The sequence below is a fragment of the Agrobacterium sp. CFBP2214 genome, from assembly GCF_030209895.1.
Lineage (GTDB): Bacteria > Pseudomonadota > Alphaproteobacteria > Rhizobiales > Rhizobiaceae > Agrobacterium > Agrobacterium radiobacter.
In genome coordinates this window covers 509,936-528,785 of sequence record NZ_JARVRC010000003.1, presented here as the reverse complement: position 1 = coordinate 528,785, position 18,850 = coordinate 509,936, and the positions used below count along the sequence as shown (strand labels likewise).

Here is an 18,850-nt window from a genome sequence, read left to right as displayed (position 1 = left end):
AATTCGAAAAACTGATAAGTCAGTATTGCTGACGTATCGACATTTCTGTAAAGATGCACGCATAAAAACGACACAAGAGGAAACGTACCCATGCTTGATTGGGAACAAATTTTCGCCACGCGCTCTTCGCGCATGAAAGCGTCTGAAATCCGCGAGCTGCTGAAGCTGCTCGAGCAGCCCGATATCATCTCCTTTGCCGGCGGCATTCCGGACCCGGCTCTCTTCCCCGCAGAGGAATTCCAGCAGGCTTACGCGGAAATTTTTTCCGGCGCGCAGGTCAATGCAGCGCTGCAATATTCGGTGAGCGAAGGTTACAAGCCGCTGCGCGAATGGCTGGCCGGCGAGATGGACAAGATCGGCATCGAATGCACTGCCGATAACGTCTTCATCGTTTCTGGTTCGCAGCAGGGTCTCGATTATCTCGGCAAGCTGTTCCTGTCGCCGAAGGATACGGCGCTGGTCACCTGGCCGACCTATCTCGGCGCCCTTTCCGCCTTCAACGCCTATGAGCCGAATTACGACCAGCTGAACCCCGGCGGCAACCGCACGCCCGAGGCATACCGCGAAACCGCGGCCAAGCTCGGCGGCGCGGTGAAGTTCGCTTATCTCTCGGCCGATTTCTCCAATCCGACCGGGGAAACCGTCGATCTGGTCGGCCGCGAAAAGGTTCTGGCGCTGGCCGACGAGCTTGATATCGCCGTCATCGAAGACGCCGCTTACCAGTCGCTGCGTTACGATGGCGAGGCTGTTCCGCCGATCATGGCGCTCGATATCGCCCGCTCGGGCGGCATCGAGAATACCCGCACCATCTATTGCGGCAGTTTCTCCAAGACGCTCGCACCCGGCCTTCGCGTCGGCTACATCGTCGCGTCTGCGCCTGTTATCCGCAAGCTGGTGCTGATGAAGCAGGCCGCCGACCTGCATTCCTCTACAATCAACCAGATCGCCATCGAACGGGTCGCCTCGCGCGGCTTCGACAAACAGGTTGCCAAGATCAAGGCTGCTTACAGCGCCCGCCGTGATGCGATGCTGGCCGCACTCGACAAATATATGCCGAAGGGCACGCGCTGGACGAAGCCGGAAGGTGGCATGTTCATCTGGGTGACCCTACCGGAAGGCATGGATGGGGCCGCACTGCTGGCAAAGTCCATCGCTACGGAAAAGGTCGCCTTCGTTCCTGGCCGCGCTTTCTTCGCGGATGGTTCCGGCACGAATACGCTGCGTATCAGCTTCTCCTGCGCTAACGAGGCGATGATCGAGGAAGGCATGAAGCGGCTTGGGCGGTTGATCGCGACCGCGCAGGCAACTACGGGCGAGGTGGTTCCGGCGATTTGAGTGACTTTCCGGCAGTTACAGAGGTTGCGGCTTCACCCCCCTCTGCCCTGCCGGGCATCTCCCCCTCAAGGGGGGAGATCGGCAAGACGCTCGCCTGCCACTTCATTCTAAGGCGTTGAGATAGGCGAAACCTTGCCGCAAATCGATCTCCCCCCTTGAGGGGGAGATGCCCGGCAGGACAGAGGGGGTAAGCCGCAAGCGCCAAGGAGCATTGTTACTCTCAATCCCGACGAACCCTAGGGATTACACCTCTAAAATCCTGCCTGTCACATACATGTTATGCAATCATGTTTTAGCGGTCCCACCGAACAACAGGGACTGGACCCATGAAAACGCTGCTCTCCGCTTTCACCGCCATCGTATCGCTCGGCTTCATCGCCACAGCCGCCAATGCCGCCGATCTGGTGCTTTATACCAGCCAGCCGAACGAGGACGCGCAGGCGACCGTTGATGGTTTCAAGGCCGCCAATCCGGGTCTCGAAGTTGAATGGGTGCGTGACGGGACGCCGAAGATCATGGCCAAGCTGATGGCCGAGATCAATGCCGGCAATCCGGTTGCCGACGTGCTGCTGATCGCCGACACGGTAACGCTGGAGCGCATGAAGCAGGCCGGCCAGCTTCTGGCTCACAAGTCCCCTGAAGCCAAGAATATCGATGCCTCGCTCTATGATGCGGATGGCTTCTATTATTCCACCAAGCTCATCACAACAGGCATCATGTACAACACCGCTGCCGCGATGAAGCCGACCAGCTGGAAGGATCTGGCGAAGGCGGAAGCCAAGGGTCTCGTGACCATGCCGAGCCCGCTGACCTCGGGTGCCGCGCTGATCCATGCGCAGACACTCGCCGCCGTTAAGGATCTTGGCTGGGATTATTACAAGCAGCTGAAGGCCAATGAAGCCATTGCCGGCGGCGGCAACGGCGCGGTCCTGAAGTCCGTCGCATCGGGCGAGAAGGCCTATGGCGTGGTTGTCGACTACATGCCGATCCGCGAAAAGGCCAAGGGCGCGCCGGTCGAGTTCGTCTTCCCGGAAGAAGGCGTTTCTGCTGTCACCGAGCCGGTCGCGATCATCAAGGGCACCAAGCACGAGGAAGCGGCGAAGAAGTTCGTTGACTACGTGCTTTCCGAAAAGGGCCAGCAGGGCTTCGTCAAGCTCGGTTACATTCCCGCGCGCGCCGACGCCGGCATGCCGGAAGGTTTCCCGGCCCGCGACAAGCTCAAGGTTCTGCCGCTCAACGCCGCCGATGCGTTGAAGAACTCCGAACAGGACCTGAAGACCTTCTCCGATATCTTCGGCTCCAAGGGCTGATAAAGCGGAATGACCCGTTCCAATGCCTATGGAAGCAGCCAGCCGCGCTGGCTGTTTCCTTTTGTGGTCAGCGTTGTTTTTGCGCTCAGCGCCCTGCCGCTCGGGCGGCTCGCCTATACCGGCATCATTTCGTCACTCAATGGTGACATATGGCGACTTCTGGCCGATCCGGCCCTGTGGGATGCGGCGCTGAACACGCTTTCCACCTCGTTTTTCGGCATGCTGATTTCGCTTGGCATCGGCGGCGCCTTTGCGCTTTCGCTGACGCTCTGCGACATACGCGGCAAGTCGATCTTGAGCTTTCTGTTCATGCTGCCGATGATGATTCCGCCGCAGGTGACGGCGCTGTCGTGGATCGGCATGACCGGCCCGTCAAGCACGCTTTTGAAGGCCATCGGCCTTGCGCCGGCGATGGGATCGCCGCAGCCGCTTTATTCCACTGCCGGCATCGCGCTGTTGCTCGGCGTGCAGCATGCGCCGCTCGTCTATCTGTCGCTGCGCGCGGGTCTGCTGGCCTTGCCACAGGATGGTATCGAGGCCGCCAAGCTCTCGGGTGCTTCACCGCGCCGTGTGTTGTTCGATATCATCCTGCCGCTTTCGACACCGGGATTGATCGCCGGGGCGGCAATCTCATTCGTGTCCAATGTCGGCAATTTCAGCATTCCGGCGATCCTCGGCATTCCCGCCTCGATCTTTACCCTGCCGACGCTGATCTACAGCCGTTTCGCCAGTTTCGGCACCAGCACCTTCGGCGATATCGCCATTCTCTCCACCATGATCGCCATCATTTCCGTGGCCGGGCTTGCATTGCAGGAACGGGCGATGAAGGGCAGGGACTATCGCATCATCGGCCTTTCCGGCAAGGCGGCGACTTTCGGGCTGGCGCGGTGGCGGGTGCCGGCGGAGCTTGCCCTGTGGCTCGTGTTGTTCTTCATGCTGGTCGCGCCGCTTGCGGCACTGGTGGCAAGTTCGCTCGCGCCCGCCTATGGCGTGCCGCTCAGCCTTAAGACCGCGACACTGCATGCCTATGAGGAACTGCTTTACCGGCAGAGCGTGACCCGCACGGCCTTCCGTAATTCGCTGTTTCTGGCGACTGCCACATCACTTTGCCTGCTGGCGGTGACGGTGCTGACGGCCTACTTCCTCGTGCGCGGCAAGAGCCGCTTCATGTTCCTGCTCTCGGCGCTGGTGGATATTCCCTATGCGCTTCCGGGCGTTGTTATTTCCGTTTCCTTCGTGCTGCTTTTCGCGGCCCCGATCCCGCTCCTCGGCGTGACGCTCTACGGCACGATCTGGATCATCCTGCTCGCCTACTTCTCTTCCTTCTTCGCGGTCAGCCTGAAACCGATGGTCAGCGCCTTCCTGCAATTCGATCCATCGCTGGAAGAGGCGGCGCGGCTGTCCGGCGCGGGTTTCTGGCGGCGGCTCAAGGATATAATCCTGCCGCTGGTCGGGCCGGCGGCAGGCGCTTCCGTCATTCTCGTTTTCCTGATCGCCTGCAATGAACTGACGGTGTCGGCGCTGCTGTGGTCGGCTGGCACGCAGACGCTCGGCGTCCTCATCTACAATCTCGATGACAGCGGCAGCTTCGATCTCGCGTCGGCGCTTTCGGTGCTCGTTGTCATCATGGTGATTTTTCTCATGCTGCTGCTCGAAATTCTGGGGCGCTATCTGCCGAAAGGAGTCGTCCCGTGGCGAAACTGATTCTCAACCGCCTGTCGAAAAGTTTTGGTGCGGGATCGAAGCCAGCCGTTGACGATGTGTCGCTGACGGTGCGTGATGGCGGTTTCCTGGCGCTGCTCGGACCTTCCGGTTGCGGCAAGACGACGGTGCTGCGCATGATCGCCGGGTTCGAACAGCCGACTGATGGTTCCATCCTGCTCGGCGAGCGGGTGCTGGCCGATGCCGGCAGCATGGTGCCGCCGGAGCGGCGCAACATGGCGATGGTGTTCCAGTCCTATGCGCTGTGGCCGCATATGTCGGTCGCCGACAATGCCGGTTATCCCTTGAAGGTGCGCGGCATTTCGGGGGAGAAATATCGCGAGAAGGTGCGACAGGCGCTGGCCGCCGTTCGCCTCGAAAGCTTTGCCGATCGCCGCCCCGCCGAATTGTCCGGCGGGCAGCGGCAGCGTGTGGCGCTCGCCCGCTGCCTCGTCACCGAGCCCGATGTGGTTCTGCTTGACGAACCGCTCGCCAATCTCGACCGCCATCTGCGGCAGGAGATGGAGGAGACCTTCCGCGAGTTTCACGCACGCTCCGGCGCGACGATGATCTATGTCACCCATGACCAGGCCGAAGCCATGGCGCTCGCAACTGATGTCGCGGTCATGTCGCATGGCAAGCTGCTGCAGGTCGCGCCGCCGGCGGAGCTTTATGCTCGGCCGGAGGGCAGGCTTGTCGGTTCTCTGGTGGGGCAGGGGGCGATCCTGACGGTGCCCTTGCGGGAAGGCGCTTCGCGGGATCTCGACTGGCCGGGGCTTCGTGCGACGATGGAGAGCGGAGCAGCGTCGCAGATGGATATTCTGGTGCGGCCGCAGGATGTGGTGCGGGATTCTGAGGGGATTACCTGCACCGTCACCTCGGTTCTTTACGAGGGCGAGCGTTATGCCCTGCGTCTCGATCTGCCGGACGGGCAGGCGATCAGGGCCTATTCACGGGAAGCGGTTGCGATCGGTGATCGGTTGCCGGTCGCCATTCGTGCAGCGTGGCGGCTTTAGCCTGAAAATGACGTCTCCTCATCCCTGTGCTTGTCACAGGGATCCAGCCAGCCCAAGTCTTTGGGCTGAAAGGACTCTCCCCGCCGCGCGGACGCGCATCGGCCGGATTCCTGTGACAAGCACAGGGATGAGGATGGATGATGTACTGGCGCACGGAGTCCTGACGGCACCTCTGTGGGCCAATCTGGTCAAACGCGATGTGTTTCAGGCTACTGGCGATGCGGTGCGACACCGGCTAAGGTTTCCCCGCAGCAATAGGATTGATTCATGTCGCTTCGACTTGCCACCTTCAATATCGAAAATCTCCTCACCCGTTTCGATTTCACCGGCTTTCGCAACCAGACGCGGCGCGACAGGGCGATCCAGCTTTTCGATATCAGGGATGAGGCAACCTATCAGGCGCTGGAAAGCGCGCGGATGGTCTCGTCCACCGACGATACGCGGCAGCTTTCGGCGCTCGCCATCGCCGATGCGGATGCCGACATTCTCTGTCTGCAGGAAGTCGACAACATGGCTGCGCTGCAGGCCTTCGAATATGGCTATCTCTACCGCATGGTCGGTAATGGCTACCTGCAGAAATATCTGGTCGAGGGTAATGATAGTCGCGGTATCGATGTCGCCGTCGTCATGCGCGAGGAAACGCGAGACGGCGACAAGATCGAGGTGGTCGATATCAAGAGCCATGCGGCGCTGACCTATCGCAATCTCGATCTCTTCAATCCTGCGCTGGCCGCCACAAACCAGATCGATGACAAGATTTTCAAACGGGATTGTCTGGAAATCGATTTGAGGATCGGCGGCAAACCGTTGACGCTCTACGTCACGCATTTCAAATCCATGACCAATTCCCGCGATCCGGTCGATGCGCGGCTTGCCACCATGCCGATCCGCGAGGCGGAGGCCATGGCCGTTCGCCGCATCATCGAAAACCGCTGGGGTGTCGGCAATAGCCGTAACAAGAACTTCGCGATCTGCGGCGATATGAACGACTATCAGGAGCGTATTGCGATTTCCGGCGACCGGCGCAGCGGCTACAGCTTTGCGCCGATCGAGGAGGAGCGCAGCGCGCTTGATGTTTTTACGGCCGATGATTTCGTGGTCAATCCGATGATGCGCCGTGACGTCATGGACCGCTGGACGCTTTATCATTCCCGCGGTCCTCAGGAGCAGCATCTGTGCCAGCTCGACTATATCTGGCTTTCGCCGCGTCTGGCGGAGACGAACGCCACGCATGTGCCCGAAATCATTCGCAATGGACAGCCTTTCCGGACGGTATTCCCGCCGGGGCAGGAGGTCGAACGTTATCCGCGCACCGGTTGGGATCGTCCGAAGGCTTCCGATCATTGCCCCGTGGTCATGACGCTGGATCTGATCTAGGCGAGGCGAAACCTGCCGCCGGCAATGTCGCTCAGCCGTTCGCGATCTTGGGGAAATAGGTTGCCCAGACCCGGTTGCGGCCCGCGCGCTTGGCCTCGTAAAGCCGGTCGTCGGCAATGGCGATCAATTCGTCCCAGCTGTTGATCGCACGTGCTTCCTGCCAGACCACGCCGAAACTTGCCGTCAGGGACAGGCCGCTCTGCTCATCGATGATCTGGGCCTCGATCAGGCGGCGAAGGCGGTCGGCGGTGGCCGTCGCCGTGGCGTGGCTGACATCCTGCAGCACAACGACGAATTCCTCACCGCCATATCGGGCAAGAATGTCGTCCTTGCGCAATGCGCCCTTCAAAAGGCTCGCCGTTTTCTGCAGCGCGAGGTCGCCCATGGCGTGGCCGTATCGGTCGTTGATCGACTTGAAGTGGTCGATATCGACAATCATCACGCCCAGCGCCGGACATTGCTCGTTGCCGCTGAGGATGGTGCGAACGGCCTTTTCCAGTGCGCGGCGATTGAAGACGCCCGTCAGGGCGTCGGTTTCGGAGAGCTTGCGCAGCTGCTCGGCCAGCGCTCGCTGCTGGTCCTCCATTTCTCCTTTCTGGCGAAGCTGTTCGCGCAGGAAATCAAGTTCCTGGAACATCTTCTTCACTTCCGGAGCGACGCCATCCTTATAGTGTGCCTCGGAAAGATCGCCTGCCGCTATCGCGGCGATCTGCGTCCGGACGGACTGCATGGGCTGGAACAGCGCTGTCTTGTAGACCGATGTGAGGCGAAGCAGGACCAGAACCGCAATGAAGGCGATTAACAGAGACGCTGCGCCATAGATGAGCGCTTCCTGCTTCTTCTTTTCGATTCTCGCCCGGGTTTCGGCAAGAATGAGGTCACGCAGCTTGTCCGACGACCGCATGCCCTGAATGTAGCTTTCGGAAAACTCACGCACGCTTGGGCGCGCAGACGGCACGACGATGGCAATCGTATTCTGCGCATAGCGAAGCGCCTGACCGAAATAATAGGCCTCAAACTCACGAAATGCGGTGTCCAGACGCGGGGTCGAGAGATAGGCGGCGGTATAGTTCCACAATGATGACTTCACCAGCATCAGGCTTTGCATCTCGGTGTCGAACTTTGCGCGATAGCTTAACCTGTCCTGCCGGTTTGCCTGCATGCTCATGATGACATAGGAACCGAGGCGGCCGATCCTGTCGCGCATCACGCCGGCCGTGCCGGTCATGGCGATGTCGATCGCCACATCAGGCGTCTTTGTTATGATGGCGCGTGCAGCCCTGCCGCGAAGCAGGTTGACACTGTCCGCCGCCTTGAACATCGACTGAATGGCGTTGGCCATGGCGCTGTAGCTGCGTGCTTCAGGCGAAAGGGCAGCAACGTCGTCCACCGCCTCTCGCGAATCCGCCAGCTTCTGGCGGGTTTCGGCAAGCGATTTCGCCAAGCCGGGTTGCGCTTTGATTTCCTCGGCGAAGGAGGTCTCGACCTGGGACAACTTGTCGTCCGTCGCCTTGCGCGCCGCGGCGAGGGCTTCGACCAGGCTTGCGTCCACGGCAGACGACGCCATCAGATTGTTGGCAGGACCGCGCTCTGCCGAAACCAGCCAGGCGGACTGGAGCGCGGTTTCAAAGCGGCCAAGCTGCTGCGCATTCGTCCGGTAACGCAGATAGTTGGAGACGCTGGGCAGCGCGGCAAGGGTAGCCAGCAGGATGGAGCTTACGGCAATGATGATCGTGCCTGTCAGCTGGATTTTCTGTATGCTCGCGCGCATCTGATGCGTTATTCTCGCTGGAATGGTTATGGTTCATGGCCATTCTATCTCCGCCGCGTAAATACTTCGCTTATTTTATGGGCCTTCTGCTTTAATAGTGATCATGCGGACAAGCGGGCCGTCGCGGTGTGGAAAAGCAACCGACTGACGGCCTGCCGACAGTTTTTGCTTTACACCAAGTCAGAATCTGATAGTTGGCAAGGCACTGGCTTGCCCTTGTAGCTCAGTTGGTAGAGCACCTGATTTGTAATCAGGGGGTCACGAGTTCGAACCTTGTCGGGGGCACCAGTATTTTCAAGCATTTAGCCATCAAGTCAGATTTCTGAAACGTCTCGGGGTAACGCTCGGGGTAACGGGTAACGTTGTTGTGCCTTGTGGCTCCCTTGATCGTATTGCGAACGTTTCGCTCTGCGCGCTGTCGACGTGGGTTGAGGCTTCGTTGCGTCGAGGATTGCTTTAACGTCCTCTTCAAGCAAAACCATTCGGTTTCCCAATATTCTGCACGCACCTATTTCGCGCGCGAGCTTGCGAACGTGTCGAGGAGACCATGCAAATTTCTCTGCTATCTCTTCAGGGGAGAAGGCGATAAATTCCATAGAACCCCTCGTATCAAAAAGAAACCCGCCAGCAGCCTCGTACTGCCAGCGGGTCCGTCGAACTCTGACGCGTTCGCGCCGAAGTCTGCGTACTCCTTAAGGGAGGTGTAGATCAATTGCACCAATCAATGCGGTGCTTTGGGCGCCATTCTCGCGCCAGTCCTTCCCCCATAAGAACCTGACCCGCTTCCCTGCCATCGGGAAGATAGACATTCACCAGCGGCCGCCGGCTTTGTGTCCGGTCCCTTGCGCCGCTGTCCTCGATGCGAGGCACGCCAGCCAGCAGCAGTTCTTTCAGCCTGGCTTTTGCCTTCAGCGCCATATCCCGCTCATAGTCGCACTTCGCACGGCTTCCCATCTCAGGCGCATCCACGCCAGAGTTGAACGGCACCCCGCCGCCTAGCAGCCGCATGTTCTGGCCGTCGCATTTGATAGTGTCGCCGTCGATCACGATCAGCGAGGCGCAAGGCACGCCATGACTTGAGGCTGGGGAGCTCGCGTAAAACATTCCAACGCCGGTCATCAGGATCAAACTCATCATTGCATTTTTCATGTCTCAGATATTTTCCGTTGGTTGCCCACGGTGAATTCGGTTGGGAAATTTCGGGGATAATGTGGACAAGCCAGTTTTTGTCATTGGCCGGATACATCTTGGTTCTTCTCCTAGCAAAAAAGCGGAGATTTTCCATGGTGGCTGTTTTCGATCGAAGCGTGTTCCAAAAGAACATTTGGACGAGAGACGTATTCCAAAGCGAAGGAATTACACCCGACGGGAAAAAGATATGGACCGCTGAAGAAGAGGGAATTCTAAGAAGGCACTATCCGGACTATGCGACCATACGCAAACTGCTCCCACACAGAGAGATAAAAGCTCTGCATCATAGGGCTTATCTTTTAGATCTATCAAAGAAGCAGAATAAGTGGTTGGCATCTGAAATCTCAAAGCTTCGACGTATATATTTGTCGAGCTCAAGCCGTGCTGATTTAATCGAAGCTTTTCCCGGAAAATCGCTCAAGTCCATATATGATGCAGCTCAAAGACACCGGCTAAATCGACCTAAGCGGAAATACAAGAGGACCGGGCATGCTGTCATGGACCAAATCCTCGCCCGAACGGAAGAAATCGGCTGGACATTGCATGATCTAGACGACGCAAGCGGGACAAAGAAGTACTTTGCTACCCAAGGATGGCGCTCTTTTCGCCCTAATATTGCTAAGTTAGAAAAAGCAACGAAAGCGCTCGGCGGCAAGCTGGCTATCGAGTGGATCGATTTCGACTGACGCGGCTCCCCTTCGCTCACGGACTAAAAAGGCAAGTCGTCGTCAGGATCCCAATCGATTTGCAAATTGTGTCCAGATGTCACCATGGCCTCGACCATGTGCTGGAGATGCAGCCTAGCCCGTGGGTCTGTTTCGCGCTCGTACTGGTCGAGAGCGCGACGGATGTTCGCAAGGTGGACATGCATAACGTCCGTGGGCGCAGGGTATTCTCGCTCCAATAGCGCAACGATTTCCGCATTCATGGAGCGGCCGTTTTGCTCGGCCTTTGCCCGAATCCTATCCCGCATCCCTTCCGGAAGGCGTAACATAAACTTGTCCTGTTCTCGAACAGGGTCGTCGGTGAGGGTGCTCTTCGCCATACACATTCCGTAGTATCACTGTGCCATAAAATAAATGGTGTCACGGTGCTATCATACTATTGACCGCCATGGTAGCACTGTGACATATTAACCTTAATAAGGAGGTTTTTATGGCTACATTTACGAAGCTAATGGTCAGGCTACCCGACGAAATCAAAGCTTTCGTTGAAAAAGAAGCGTCCAGAAACGGAAACTCCCAGAATAGCGAGATCATACGCTGTATTCGGGAAAAGATGGACCGGGCGGAAATGAAAACGGCCTCAGACTGAAGTTCGTAGCTTCAACCAAAGGCCGGTTTCGAAATGACTGCCGCGTTCGTAGCGCGGAAATCGTAACTCACAAACACAAGGTATTGTCCAATGAGCAATCATAGGAATAGCACAACTGTGCTCGCAAATTCAACGGCATTGAGCAACGACGCCGACCCCGTGTTGGCGGCCGTTCAGGCCTACCGTGACGGAAACAAGGCTTTTGAAGCCATTCCCAGCGTTGATCACCAGAAGCACGGCGGCGAAGAAGCCGTAATCGCAAAAACCTATGGGCCGCCCATGCGGGTTCTCAATGATTGGGACACGCCTTGCAGGACAAGAGAAGGTGCAATTGCCGCCCTTCAGCACGCGCTTGAAGAAGGCGATGCGTTCTCTTGCTCCGACAGCCTTACCTCGATGACGCGCGCCGCGCTGAGTTTCCTGGAAGATCAGGAAAAAGAACTGCCGGTTGACCGTGTCGAGCGCCTGGCACGCGAGCTTTCCGAAGCTCTCTCGCATTGGGCCACCGGCCAGTTCATGGCGATGGTTTTTCCGGCTGGCGATATCCGGGGTTTTTGGTTCCGCACCATTTCCCGCGACGAGCGAGGAGATGAAGCCGATCCGATTATCAGCGTCATCAACCAGTATTACGCTGGCATCGTGGCATTTCGGGCAATCCCAGAGGAAGTATGGCCGGATCTGGGCGGCGAAAATGCTGTCTGCCAATCCACTTACGGCGCAGCGATGGATGAGCTTGATAATTGGAAGCAGCCCTGCACTTCTCGTGAGGGAGCTATCGCGGCTCTGAAGTTCGCCCAAAAGGAAAGCGAAGACTATTACACTGAACCGAGCGTGAAAAGCATGATCGCCGCTGTCCTAACCTATCTGGAAGGAGCGGCAGCATGACCAAGTTCGTTATCGGCAAAGACGATTGCCTTGATTCCGCCGCCCGCAATCTGAACGACCTTCTGGACGTGATCTGCGAACTTCAGTTCGATGCGCAAGACGGTCCCGTTGATCGTCGCATTGACAGCCTCCTCTGGATTGCCCGCGACATGTCGCAAGGCGTCGTAGACAAGATGGAGGCAGATGGCAGGGCAAAGGGGGCGACACCATGAGCGATCCCCGCACGAAGATTGATGATGCTCTGGGTGCTGCCCAGAGCTATCTCCACGCCATCACGCGCGTTGCTGAAACTGTCCTTGGTGGCGAGGGCAACGATTACTGCGCCATCGACCTTCTGGCCGATTCCGCAATCAGGGAAATCAATACAGCCTTCGAGATTTTGGGAATTTGGAGGTGAGCCAATGAACCGGCGCACCTTCATCAAGGCTGCAGTTATTGCCGCCTCAACGCCGACCTTCACAGCGTTTGCTGATACGGCCGACCATGTAACGCTCTCACACCTCATAGAGCTTCACACACGGGCTTATGAGGCTGACAGCGCCGTACGGGATATACTCTATGATCTTGACCCATCTGGCCTTTGTATGGCGGGGCAGCCAACAGACGAGTTTCTTGCGCAAAAGCAGCGGTGCGAAGATTCAAAAACCGTCGTCGAGCGCATGGAGGCAGCAATATTTGCCTACCATCTTTCGGGCTTCAATGACGTTCTGACGCTCACGCGATGGGTTCATGAGCGGCTGGATGATTGCAAGTGCTATTTCTATGAAGATGAAAGCACAGTTCATGCCATCTTCTTGCAGATCGCCAGAACGACGGCGGCCGCATGATGCTTTACCGCGGCGGCTCCCTGTCTGACAAAGCCTTGATGCCCGCAAGCCTTGCGCGGATTTCCTCCAGGTTATCCGCGTCGGCCTCTTCGAGGGCAATCAACGTATCCTGTAGTTCAGCAACGCGTCGTAAGGCCGTAACTTGGGCGATAGCGCGGACGGCTCTTACCGTAAGATCCGACGACGCGGCAGAGATATCGGCCAGTAGCTCGGCAAACACCTTTAAGGCTCTGGCTTGCATCGCCGGCCTATCGGGCTCGGGGAGGGCATCTATTCTCGCCTTGTACCCCGCAATCTCCCGTGCAGCGCGGCGCCGTAAGTTGAGCAGCCGATGGCTTTGCTCCTCGATCTGGTCTTTCTGCGCCGAAGCATTCAGGCCGATGTTTATCAACTGGCGGATCGCTTCAGACTTCGAAGTTATGCCCGCTTCTGCAGACCACTGTTCGATAGCGTCTTGTTCCGCGTCCGTCACAAGCAATTGGAACCGGTTTGACTTGTTGTCGCGAGGCATCAGGAAAATAATCCTTTTGTTGAGCTTGTTTTTCTCGAATGTTCTGCTGTGGATTGCGGGGGATAACTATGAATAAGTTGTAAAACTGGCATTTCCGTTTTTTAGAACATTGATGAATATGCTATAACCTTGAGTGACATAGGACTTCAAGCCTTGAAAGGAGAGCGGCCGAAATGGAATACATGACAGCCTCTGAACTAACGGAGCGGTACCACATCACTCCCATGTCTCTGCACAGATGGATTAGAGACGAGAATAAGAAATTTCCTCAGCCGGTCGCGTTCGGTAGGCGTCGTCTTTTTAAGCGGGAGGAAATCGAAGCCTGGGAAAGAGACCGGGCAAAGGGGGCCGCATGAGTTGCCTCAACAACGGATGGCAGCAGGGGCCACAGTTTGGCGACCAAACCCCCGCTGCCGGAAGTGAAATCGCGGTTTCCCGCGTCCATCCCAAACATCAACAGCGAGGAACGCTGATGACAGCTTTAGGTAAAGCACAGCAGACAATTCGAGTCCAGATTCTCGATGACAATAATGAGCCGGTAGGCTTTCCGGTCACACTTCGCGGTCGCGAGCGGTGGACAATGGAACGCCTCATAGCAGCTGGTGCCGCTGGCGTTTCCTCACTGGAGAACGTGGGACCAAGATTGTCCCACTACATCTTTAAGTTGCGAAGCTACGGCTTTGCAATCGAAACGCGATACGAGCCCCATGGCGGCGATTGGCCTGGCCATCATGCTCGGTATTTCAACAGAAGCAATGTCGCAATCGTCGCTGATGCGGGGAGGGCCGCAGCATGACCTCACCGATAGAACGCGCCGCCATGTGGCTTAGCGAACAGAACGAGCCGACGCAGCAGGTAATCCACCTGTTGTGGCAGAAGTTTGGGATCACGGCTGTTGAAGCTGCGCAGGCTTGCACACTGGCTGCACAATACCGTCAGAACCGGAGGGCTTTCGGTTGAGGGCAAAGAAAGTCAAGCCAGTAGAGAAAAAGACAGAAAGCAGCGTTGCTACATGGAAGTTCACTCTTGAGAATACGGTTAGCGCCGATCCTCTCGCGGGTGGCTCATTCCTTCAGATTGTGCGCTCCTATCTCGATTTTATGAACGTGCTGACCGATACCCCGTATCGATCAATTATCGATCTTCAGGTGGACACTGGTCTCTCGGAAAATACGATTATTCAGAAACGCCGCAAGCTTGAACAGCTTGGCTACTTCGTTGAGGTAGGGAAGACAAACGATGGCGCCACGCTGTACAGGATCGTAAATGCGCGTGAAAATATCGTTCTCGATCATCAGACGATAAAGCGCGAGACACTCCGACGCCTCGACGCGGAAAAGAAAGAGTATTACAGGCTCAAACGTCGCGGCCTCAATGTGTCCCCCTCAGAAAATGAGGGCCACTTGTCCCCCTCAGAAATTGAGGTGCTTAAAGGCTCTGAGCCCTTCAGAAATTGCGGGGACAGCCCCTCAGAAATTGAGGGTAATTACGTAGATAATTACGCAGAGTCTTATAGCTATGAAGAGAGAGATAACCTTTATAGCCACTATTCTTCGTTCAAACCGTCCTCCTATGGGCTGAAAACCGACGAAGAAAACACCCCGCTGCCGATCCCTTCGGATGATGCAGAAGCGGAATTGATGATGGACGCAATCTGCGATGGGCGGGATGTACCGTTGGTATTGCGGAGCCGGCTGAAAAGCATGTTGAGCGGCGGCGTCCTGACCCCACGCATGGCGAATAACATCCTTGGCCCTCGGCAGGAGGTCGCGGCATGACGCAACTCGACTTGTTTGTGTGGGCCGAAAATCGGCCGTCCACCGTGATTGATAGCCGGTGGCGCTTTGAGCGGAAAGTTGAGGCCCTTGTTCGGGATATGCTTGACGGGCGGATGCCTCCCCAGATCGAGGGGCAGGTGATCACGCCGACGTTCAAGAGAGAGCGGAGCGTGGCCTGATGTATAATCACCTTCTCTCTGTCCCGTTCTCGATTGCCAGCTTTGCGGCGATAGCGCCGCTAACCGCGTATGTCATCGTGCCGTTCGTAATCCTGTCGATCATCTTTAGGGAGGGCGGCGGCAATGGCTAGGTATCTCCGCAAGAAGGGCAGCAAGGATTTCAGCCCGTCGCGTTTCTCGGTCGGCTTCCATGTCTTCTGTGACGGCGCGGCAATTCCTAACCCCGGTGCTGGCGGGTGGGGCGTTGTGGTCTACGAGGGCGGGGCAGAGATTGCCACGGCCTGCGGCGGCGATCCCGAAACCACGAACAACCAGATGGAGCTTGTCGGGCTTCTGAACGCGATCGAGAAGGCGAAAGCACTCCCCGGCAATCCCGCCGCGACGATTTGGAGCGATAGCCAGTATTGCGTCAAAGGTTCGACCGAGTGGATGCCAGGGTGGAAGGCTAAAGGCTGGATGCGGGCGGGAGAGAATGCCCAGCCGAAGAACCGCGTCGTGATGAACGTGGAACTCTGGAAGGCGATTGACGAGGCCCTTTCAAGCGGAGCCGGCAACATTTCGATCCGGTGGGTCAAGGGTCATAGCGGGGTCGTGGGGAACGAAAGGGCCGATGAGCTTGCTGAGCAAGGCAGGCAAGCTGCCATGCGAGAGAGCAAATATCATGCCGGGGCCGAACTCGATGAGCGCTACCGTCAGATTATGGAGGTGATGTGATGAAATTCAGTGCTCCCGATAAACTGGGAAGATGTTCCCGATGGGGGTTCGCGATAGTCGTCAAAGAGCGTGGAAGCGAAGTCGCTTGGGCTGATGCATTGTTCGCCTCAGAGCGTGCGGCTAAAGACACAGCATCACTTTGCCGCGTAGAAGCGTGCGACGTGCGGCGGGCTAAGCAGGTGGTACATCTTGAGGGGGAGGTGTCGAACCCCCGCTACAAGCGGAGCATTCTTATTGATCCGCCGGGGGCATGCCAATGACCATCAAGGAGCGGCAGCTACGCGAAGCCCACGACCGCGAGAATCCATGGCGGCCCATGAGCGAAGCCATGCCCGACGGAACGATTTGTGACTTACTCTTTGACGACATGATGGGCCACTACGGTGCGGAGGATCGACAGTTTTTTCTAGATGCCTCAGGAATTTGGTTTTGTATCGATCCGCCAGAGCGAAGCAGAGGTAAGCCAATAAATTGGCGGCCGGCGTTTGTAAGGCTGACCCCCGAGCGTAGGCAGTTGATCAAGCGTCGGGCGAGCGAAAGATAAGGGCGAAACATGGATATCAGCGCGACGAAGAATTCTAACGATACCTGGTATGCAATCCGCATTGTCCCTGGTGGACAGCGTATGGCAAAGGCAGCGGCAAACGCGCCTGATCATCGCCTCGGGGAAACACTGCTGGAACGGGAATGCCGCAACAACGGTATAACGGTTTTCATGCCTTCGTTTTGGACGGTCGTCCGCCACCAGCGCTCCAACAAGCTTGTTGAGAAGCGTTTCCCGCTCATGGTGGGTTATGCCTTCGTGAAGATTGAGGACAAGGGCTTTGGCGCTGTGCGGGATCTCAATACAGTAAGCTATTTCCTGCGTGGCGGAGGGCGCCATAGCTTGGCGTCCTTTTCGAACGACGCAATGCTTGAGCTTTACCTTGCCGATTTGGAAGCACGAGACCAACATGCGGCGATGAGGCGGAACGGGGAGGCTGAAGTGCGAAAAGAAAGAAGGGCAATTCTCGGCCGGCAACTCGGTTCAATCTTTCCGAAGGGTCGCCGCAAGAAAGTTTCAATCAGGATGATGGCCGCCGCGGCGATGAACAGTCTGACGCCAAAGGCGAAGGAACGTTGCGCGTCTATTTTGGAGGAATTGGAAAAGCTGGATAAGGCAGATGTGGAATCTTGCAAAAATCCAGCAAATCCATTAACTTCAGCAGCGTGATTTGGGTGTTGCAGTCGGACCTTCCTATGGAAGATGATCAATTCGACGGCCCTTTGCGGGAATATCCGACCCGCGCGATAGGGGAAATGCACCCTAAATTCCCTTCCAGAGAATCAGACAGTGCAAACGCGAAGATCAGCGGCGACCACGTGGCTTTCGGGACCGCCGCCATCTCAGAACCGATTGATCGTCTAATCAGTCAGCTATCCGCTCAAGGCGGCAATTAAACACAACGCCGGGAAATTTTGCGGAGGTGCCCTCCACCTCCGCCGTCGTCTCGCTAGATGTTCCGACAAGGGTCATATCGGTGCCATCTTCCCCGAACACAAAGCCTAAACTGGAAGTCATCGTATGCGTCCTGATCGCTATGTTCGCTGAGAACGACCCATCTTCGGCGGAGTAAGTGCCCCGATAATATGACCCGGAATCGCCTCCTCTGAGTTGGCCGTCCTGTAAAACTACCACGCCAGCGCCGGCGGCTCCCTTCGCGGCAAATCTTACGCTATATAATCCATTTTCCATGCGCTTCTCCCATGCTGGTTCAGCACTGAAAAAGGAGCACGGGCGCACCAAGGTGTCGAGTCTTATCGGACTAAAGTGGGCAATTAATTGAGCTCGCGCGCCTACATCGAGTGCCGAATGAGTTCATCCACGTCTAGATTCGCTTCACCCTGGCACGGTGCGAATGTCACTGGAAGGCCGAGTTTGTTCCCTCTGCGGTCATTCTATCTTACTTCTCCGCAACAGGTGTGAATTCAACGGAGATACCCCAAGGTACATTCACGCTGAAGGACGACAGCCGAAAATACGGGTTGTCTTTGAGCTGATCTTGGAGATCGGATACGCGTTTGAGCGCGTCCTTGAAAAGGACGGCAGCGACTGATGCGTTTTCTGAAGCGTTCATTGCGTGATTGACTTCGTTTAGCGTCACGGTCGCATCAGCAATCACACCAAGTGTTTCTTCGCGGGTCTGGGCGAGAGTTGTAGATGCGCAGAACGCTGTGAGAGTAATTGTAGCAAGAAAGAGCTTCATTGCGTGTCCCCAGATTTCGTCGATGGAATCGGGATGGCATGGCGCGCGTTATCGCGCAAGCGCCCCCGGGCAGTAGAGGACGCCACAGGCAGCCTGCTTTAACCCATTCCATGATCACCACCGGGCAGGAGCGGGAGCCGAACGTAAGCGCGGCTCTCCAAAATGGAGTCTGCCACCCTACAAGTCAGTTGGTTTGATTGTTGCGTATCCGCTGTTGATCAGCTTCACGCGCATCTTCCTCAGCCCTTATGCGAGCAGCTTCAGCCTCCGCGCGCTCGGTAGCTTCTTTCTGCTCGCGTAAATACTTTTGATGTTCTGTCTCACCCATTTCAACCTCCCAAGGTTTGCCATGCTGGTACTCAAGAATGTACCGCATGCTTGTTAGAACCCAGTAACACGACCGCAGTTTCCTCTAGCGCCTTTAACCTCGCACCAAATCATTTCTTTCGTTTGAGGATTGTAGAAGAAGCCGCCAAGTCCTGAAACGGTTACCCAGCCGGCGACATCGGTAAGACCTGGCCTCGCCGAAGCAAGCAATCCGCCGGTAATAAGTGATGCTGAAATCAAAAATGCCTGCCATGTCTTCATGTCAGCCTCCAACACGCCTCTGATTGAATTCACTCAAAAGAAAACAAACTTGCCGTGTATTGGCAAGAAGATTCAACAGTAAGTATTTCGACAACCCGGTCAGCAAG

Annotated in this window: 26 protein-coding genes and 1 tRNA gene; 20 read left to right on the top strand and 7 right to left on the bottom strand. The window is 56.8% G+C overall.

The window, feature by feature from the left end:
• Positions 1-90 precede the first annotated feature (90 nt).
• From QRN60_RS09960 to QRN60_RS09940, 5 genes are all read left to right on the top strand, one after another.
• Positions 91-1,335 carry an aminotransferase-like domain-containing protein gene (locus QRN60_RS09960; protein WP_087744528.1) on the top strand — a complete coding sequence of 415 codons (1,245 nt, stop codon included), beginning with the start codon at positions 91-93 and terminating at the stop codon, positions 1,333-1,335.
• 326 nt (positions 1,336-1,661) lie between these two features.
• Positions 1,662-2,645 (top strand): ABC transporter substrate-binding protein, encoded by a 984-nt coding sequence (locus QRN60_RS09955; RefSeq protein ID WP_060726382.1) that lies wholly within the window; start codon positions 1,662-1,664, stop codon positions 2,643-2,645.
• 9 nt (positions 2,646-2,654) lie between these two features.
• Complete coding sequence (locus QRN60_RS09950) at positions 2,655-4,349, top strand: ABC transporter permease (RefSeq protein ID WP_129564888.1); 1,695 nt, start codon at positions 2,655-2,657, stop codon at positions 4,347-4,349.
• Entirely contained in the window at positions 4,337-5,362 is a 1,026-nt protein-coding gene (locus tag QRN60_RS09945) for an ABC transporter ATP-binding protein (RefSeq protein ID WP_060726380.1), read from the top strand. The genes QRN60_RS09950 and QRN60_RS09945 overlap by 13 nt, the downstream gene beginning before the upstream one ends.
• 267 nt (positions 5,363-5,629) lie before the next feature.
• A complete protein-coding gene (locus QRN60_RS09940) occupies positions 5,630-6,739 on the top strand; it encodes an endonuclease/exonuclease/phosphatase family protein (protein WP_003507596.1) in 1,110 nt (369 codons plus the stop codon).
• A gap of 31 nt (positions 6,740-6,770) precedes the next feature.
• Here QRN60_RS09940 and QRN60_RS09935 read toward each other — a convergent pair whose 3' ends face one another.
• Positions 6,771-8,510 (bottom strand): GGDEF domain-containing protein, encoded by a 1,740-nt coding sequence (locus tag QRN60_RS09935; protein ID WP_111792349.1) that lies wholly within the window; start codon positions 8,508-8,510, stop codon positions 6,771-6,773.
• A 212-nt stretch (positions 8,511-8,722) separates the two neighbouring features.
• On the opposite strand from QRN60_RS09935, the gene QRN60_RS09930 reads away from it, so the two are divergent.
• Positions 8,723-8,798: transfer RNA gene (locus QRN60_RS09930), tRNA-Thr, on the top strand.
• A gap of 420 nt (positions 8,799-9,218) precedes the next feature.
• On the opposite strand, the gene QRN60_RS09925 is transcribed toward QRN60_RS09930, so the two are convergent.
• Complete coding sequence (locus QRN60_RS09925; protein WP_350225263.1) at positions 9,219-9,659, bottom strand: thermonuclease family protein; 441 nt, start codon at positions 9,657-9,659, stop codon at positions 9,219-9,221.
• 134 nt (positions 9,660-9,793) lie between these two features.
• On the opposite strand from QRN60_RS09925, the gene QRN60_RS09920 reads away from it, so the two are divergent.
• Positions 9,794-10,387, top strand: coding sequence for a hypothetical protein (locus QRN60_RS09920; RefSeq protein ID WP_209689584.1), 594 nt, complete (start codon positions 9,794-9,796; stop codon positions 10,385-10,387).
• A 23-nt stretch (positions 10,388-10,410) separates the two neighbouring features.
• On the opposite strand, the gene QRN60_RS09915 is transcribed toward QRN60_RS09920, so the two are convergent.
• Positions 10,411-10,746: an Arc family DNA-binding protein gene (locus QRN60_RS09915; protein ID WP_209689582.1), complete on the bottom strand. Its 336-nt coding sequence runs from the start codon at positions 10,744-10,746 to the stop codon at positions 10,411-10,413.
• A 110-nt stretch (positions 10,747-10,856) separates the two neighbouring features.
• Here QRN60_RS09915 and QRN60_RS09910 point away from each other — a divergent pair, with 110 nt between their 5' ends.
• From QRN60_RS09910 to QRN60_RS09890, 5 genes are all read left to right on the top strand, one after another.
• Positions 10,857-11,015, top strand: coding sequence for an Arc family DNA-binding protein (locus tag QRN60_RS09910; protein WP_209689580.1), 159 nt, complete (start codon positions 10,857-10,859; stop codon positions 11,013-11,015).
• 90 nt (positions 11,016-11,105) lie between these two features.
• Positions 11,106-11,900 carry a hypothetical protein gene (locus QRN60_RS09905; protein WP_284765398.1) on the top strand — a complete coding sequence of 265 codons (795 nt, stop codon included), beginning with the start codon at positions 11,106-11,108 and terminating at the stop codon, positions 11,898-11,900.
• Positions 11,897-12,112, top strand: coding sequence for a hypothetical protein (locus QRN60_RS09900; RefSeq protein ID WP_284765396.1), 216 nt, complete (start codon positions 11,897-11,899; stop codon positions 12,110-12,112). Before QRN60_RS09905 ends, QRN60_RS09900 begins: the two co-directional genes overlap by 4 nt.
• The gene (locus tag QRN60_RS09895; RefSeq protein WP_284765395.1) at positions 12,109-12,297 is read left to right on the top strand and encodes a hypothetical protein; all 189 of its coding nucleotides are present in this window, start codon (positions 12,109-12,111) and stop codon (positions 12,295-12,297) included. The genes QRN60_RS09900 and QRN60_RS09895 overlap by 4 nt, the downstream gene beginning before the upstream one ends.
• A 4-nt stretch (positions 12,298-12,301) precedes the next feature.
• Positions 12,302-12,727: a hypothetical protein gene (locus tag QRN60_RS09890; protein WP_284765394.1), complete on the top strand. Its 426-nt coding sequence runs from the start codon at positions 12,302-12,304 to the stop codon at positions 12,725-12,727.
• Between the two features lie 4 nt (positions 12,728-12,731).
• Here the strand turns inward: QRN60_RS09890 and QRN60_RS09885 are convergent, their stop codons facing one another.
• Entirely contained in the window at positions 12,732-13,238 is a 507-nt protein-coding gene (locus QRN60_RS09885; RefSeq protein WP_284765393.1) for a hypothetical protein, read from the bottom strand.
• A gap of 173 nt (positions 13,239-13,411) precedes the next feature.
• On the opposite strand from QRN60_RS09885, the gene QRN60_RS09880 reads away from it, so the two are divergent.
• From QRN60_RS09880 to QRN60_RS09845, 8 genes are all read left to right on the top strand, one after another.
• A complete protein-coding gene (locus QRN60_RS09880; protein WP_092731537.1) occupies positions 13,412-13,594 on the top strand; it encodes a helix-turn-helix transcriptional regulator in 183 nt (60 codons plus the stop codon).
• Positions 13,591-14,034: a winged helix domain-containing protein gene (locus tag QRN60_RS09875; protein ID WP_284765392.1), complete on the top strand. Its 444-nt coding sequence runs from the start codon at positions 13,591-13,593 to the stop codon at positions 14,032-14,034. The genes QRN60_RS09880 and QRN60_RS09875 overlap by 4 nt, the downstream gene beginning before the upstream one ends.
• Before the next feature lie 160 nt (positions 14,035-14,194).
• Entirely contained in the window at positions 14,195-15,016 is an 822-nt protein-coding gene (locus QRN60_RS09870) for a hypothetical protein (RefSeq protein WP_284765391.1), read from the top strand.
• Positions 15,013-15,195 (top strand): hypothetical protein, encoded by a 183-nt coding sequence (locus tag QRN60_RS09865; RefSeq protein ID WP_112635595.1) that lies wholly within the window; start codon positions 15,013-15,015, stop codon positions 15,193-15,195. The genes QRN60_RS09870 and QRN60_RS09865 overlap by 4 nt, the downstream gene beginning before the upstream one ends.
• Positions 15,195-15,326 carry a hypothetical protein gene (locus QRN60_RS09860; protein WP_284765389.1) on the top strand — a complete coding sequence of 44 codons (132 nt, stop codon included), beginning with the start codon at positions 15,195-15,197 and terminating at the stop codon, positions 15,324-15,326. Before QRN60_RS09865 ends, QRN60_RS09860 begins: the two co-directional genes overlap by 1 nt.
• The gene (locus tag QRN60_RS09855) at positions 15,319-15,909 is read left to right on the top strand and encodes a ribonuclease H family protein (protein ID WP_284765388.1); all 591 of its coding nucleotides are present in this window, start codon (positions 15,319-15,321) and stop codon (positions 15,907-15,909) included. Before QRN60_RS09860 ends, QRN60_RS09855 begins: the two co-directional genes overlap by 8 nt.
• Before the next feature lie 256 nt (positions 15,910-16,165).
• Positions 16,166-16,453, top strand: coding sequence for a hypothetical protein (locus QRN60_RS09850; protein WP_284765387.1), 288 nt, complete (start codon positions 16,166-16,168; stop codon positions 16,451-16,453).
• A 9-nt stretch (positions 16,454-16,462) separates the two neighbouring features.
• Positions 16,463-17,122 (top strand): transcription termination/antitermination NusG family protein, encoded by a 660-nt coding sequence (locus QRN60_RS09845; protein ID WP_284765385.1) that lies wholly within the window; start codon positions 16,463-16,465, stop codon positions 17,120-17,122.
• A gap of 730 nt (positions 17,123-17,852) precedes the next feature.
• Here QRN60_RS09845 and QRN60_RS09840 read toward each other — a convergent pair.
• The 3 genes from QRN60_RS09840 to QRN60_RS09830 all read right to left on the bottom strand — a co-directional run bounded on the left by QRN60_RS09840 (position 17,853) and on the right by QRN60_RS09830 (position 18,743).
• Positions 17,853-18,155 carry a hypothetical protein gene (locus QRN60_RS09840; RefSeq protein ID WP_284765384.1) on the bottom strand — a complete coding sequence of 101 codons (303 nt, stop codon included), beginning with the start codon at positions 18,153-18,155 and terminating at the stop codon, positions 17,853-17,855.
• Positions 18,156-18,339: 184 nt separating this feature from the next.
• Positions 18,340-18,483, bottom strand: a complete 144-nt coding sequence (locus tag QRN60_RS09835) for a hypothetical protein (RefSeq protein WP_284765382.1) — start codon at positions 18,481-18,483, stop codon at positions 18,340-18,342.
• Positions 18,484-18,536: 53 nt separating this feature from the next.
• Positions 18,537-18,743, bottom strand: coding sequence for a hypothetical protein (locus QRN60_RS09830; protein WP_243015498.1), 207 nt, complete (start codon positions 18,741-18,743; stop codon positions 18,537-18,539).
• Between the last annotated feature and the right edge of the window lie 107 nt (positions 18,744-18,850).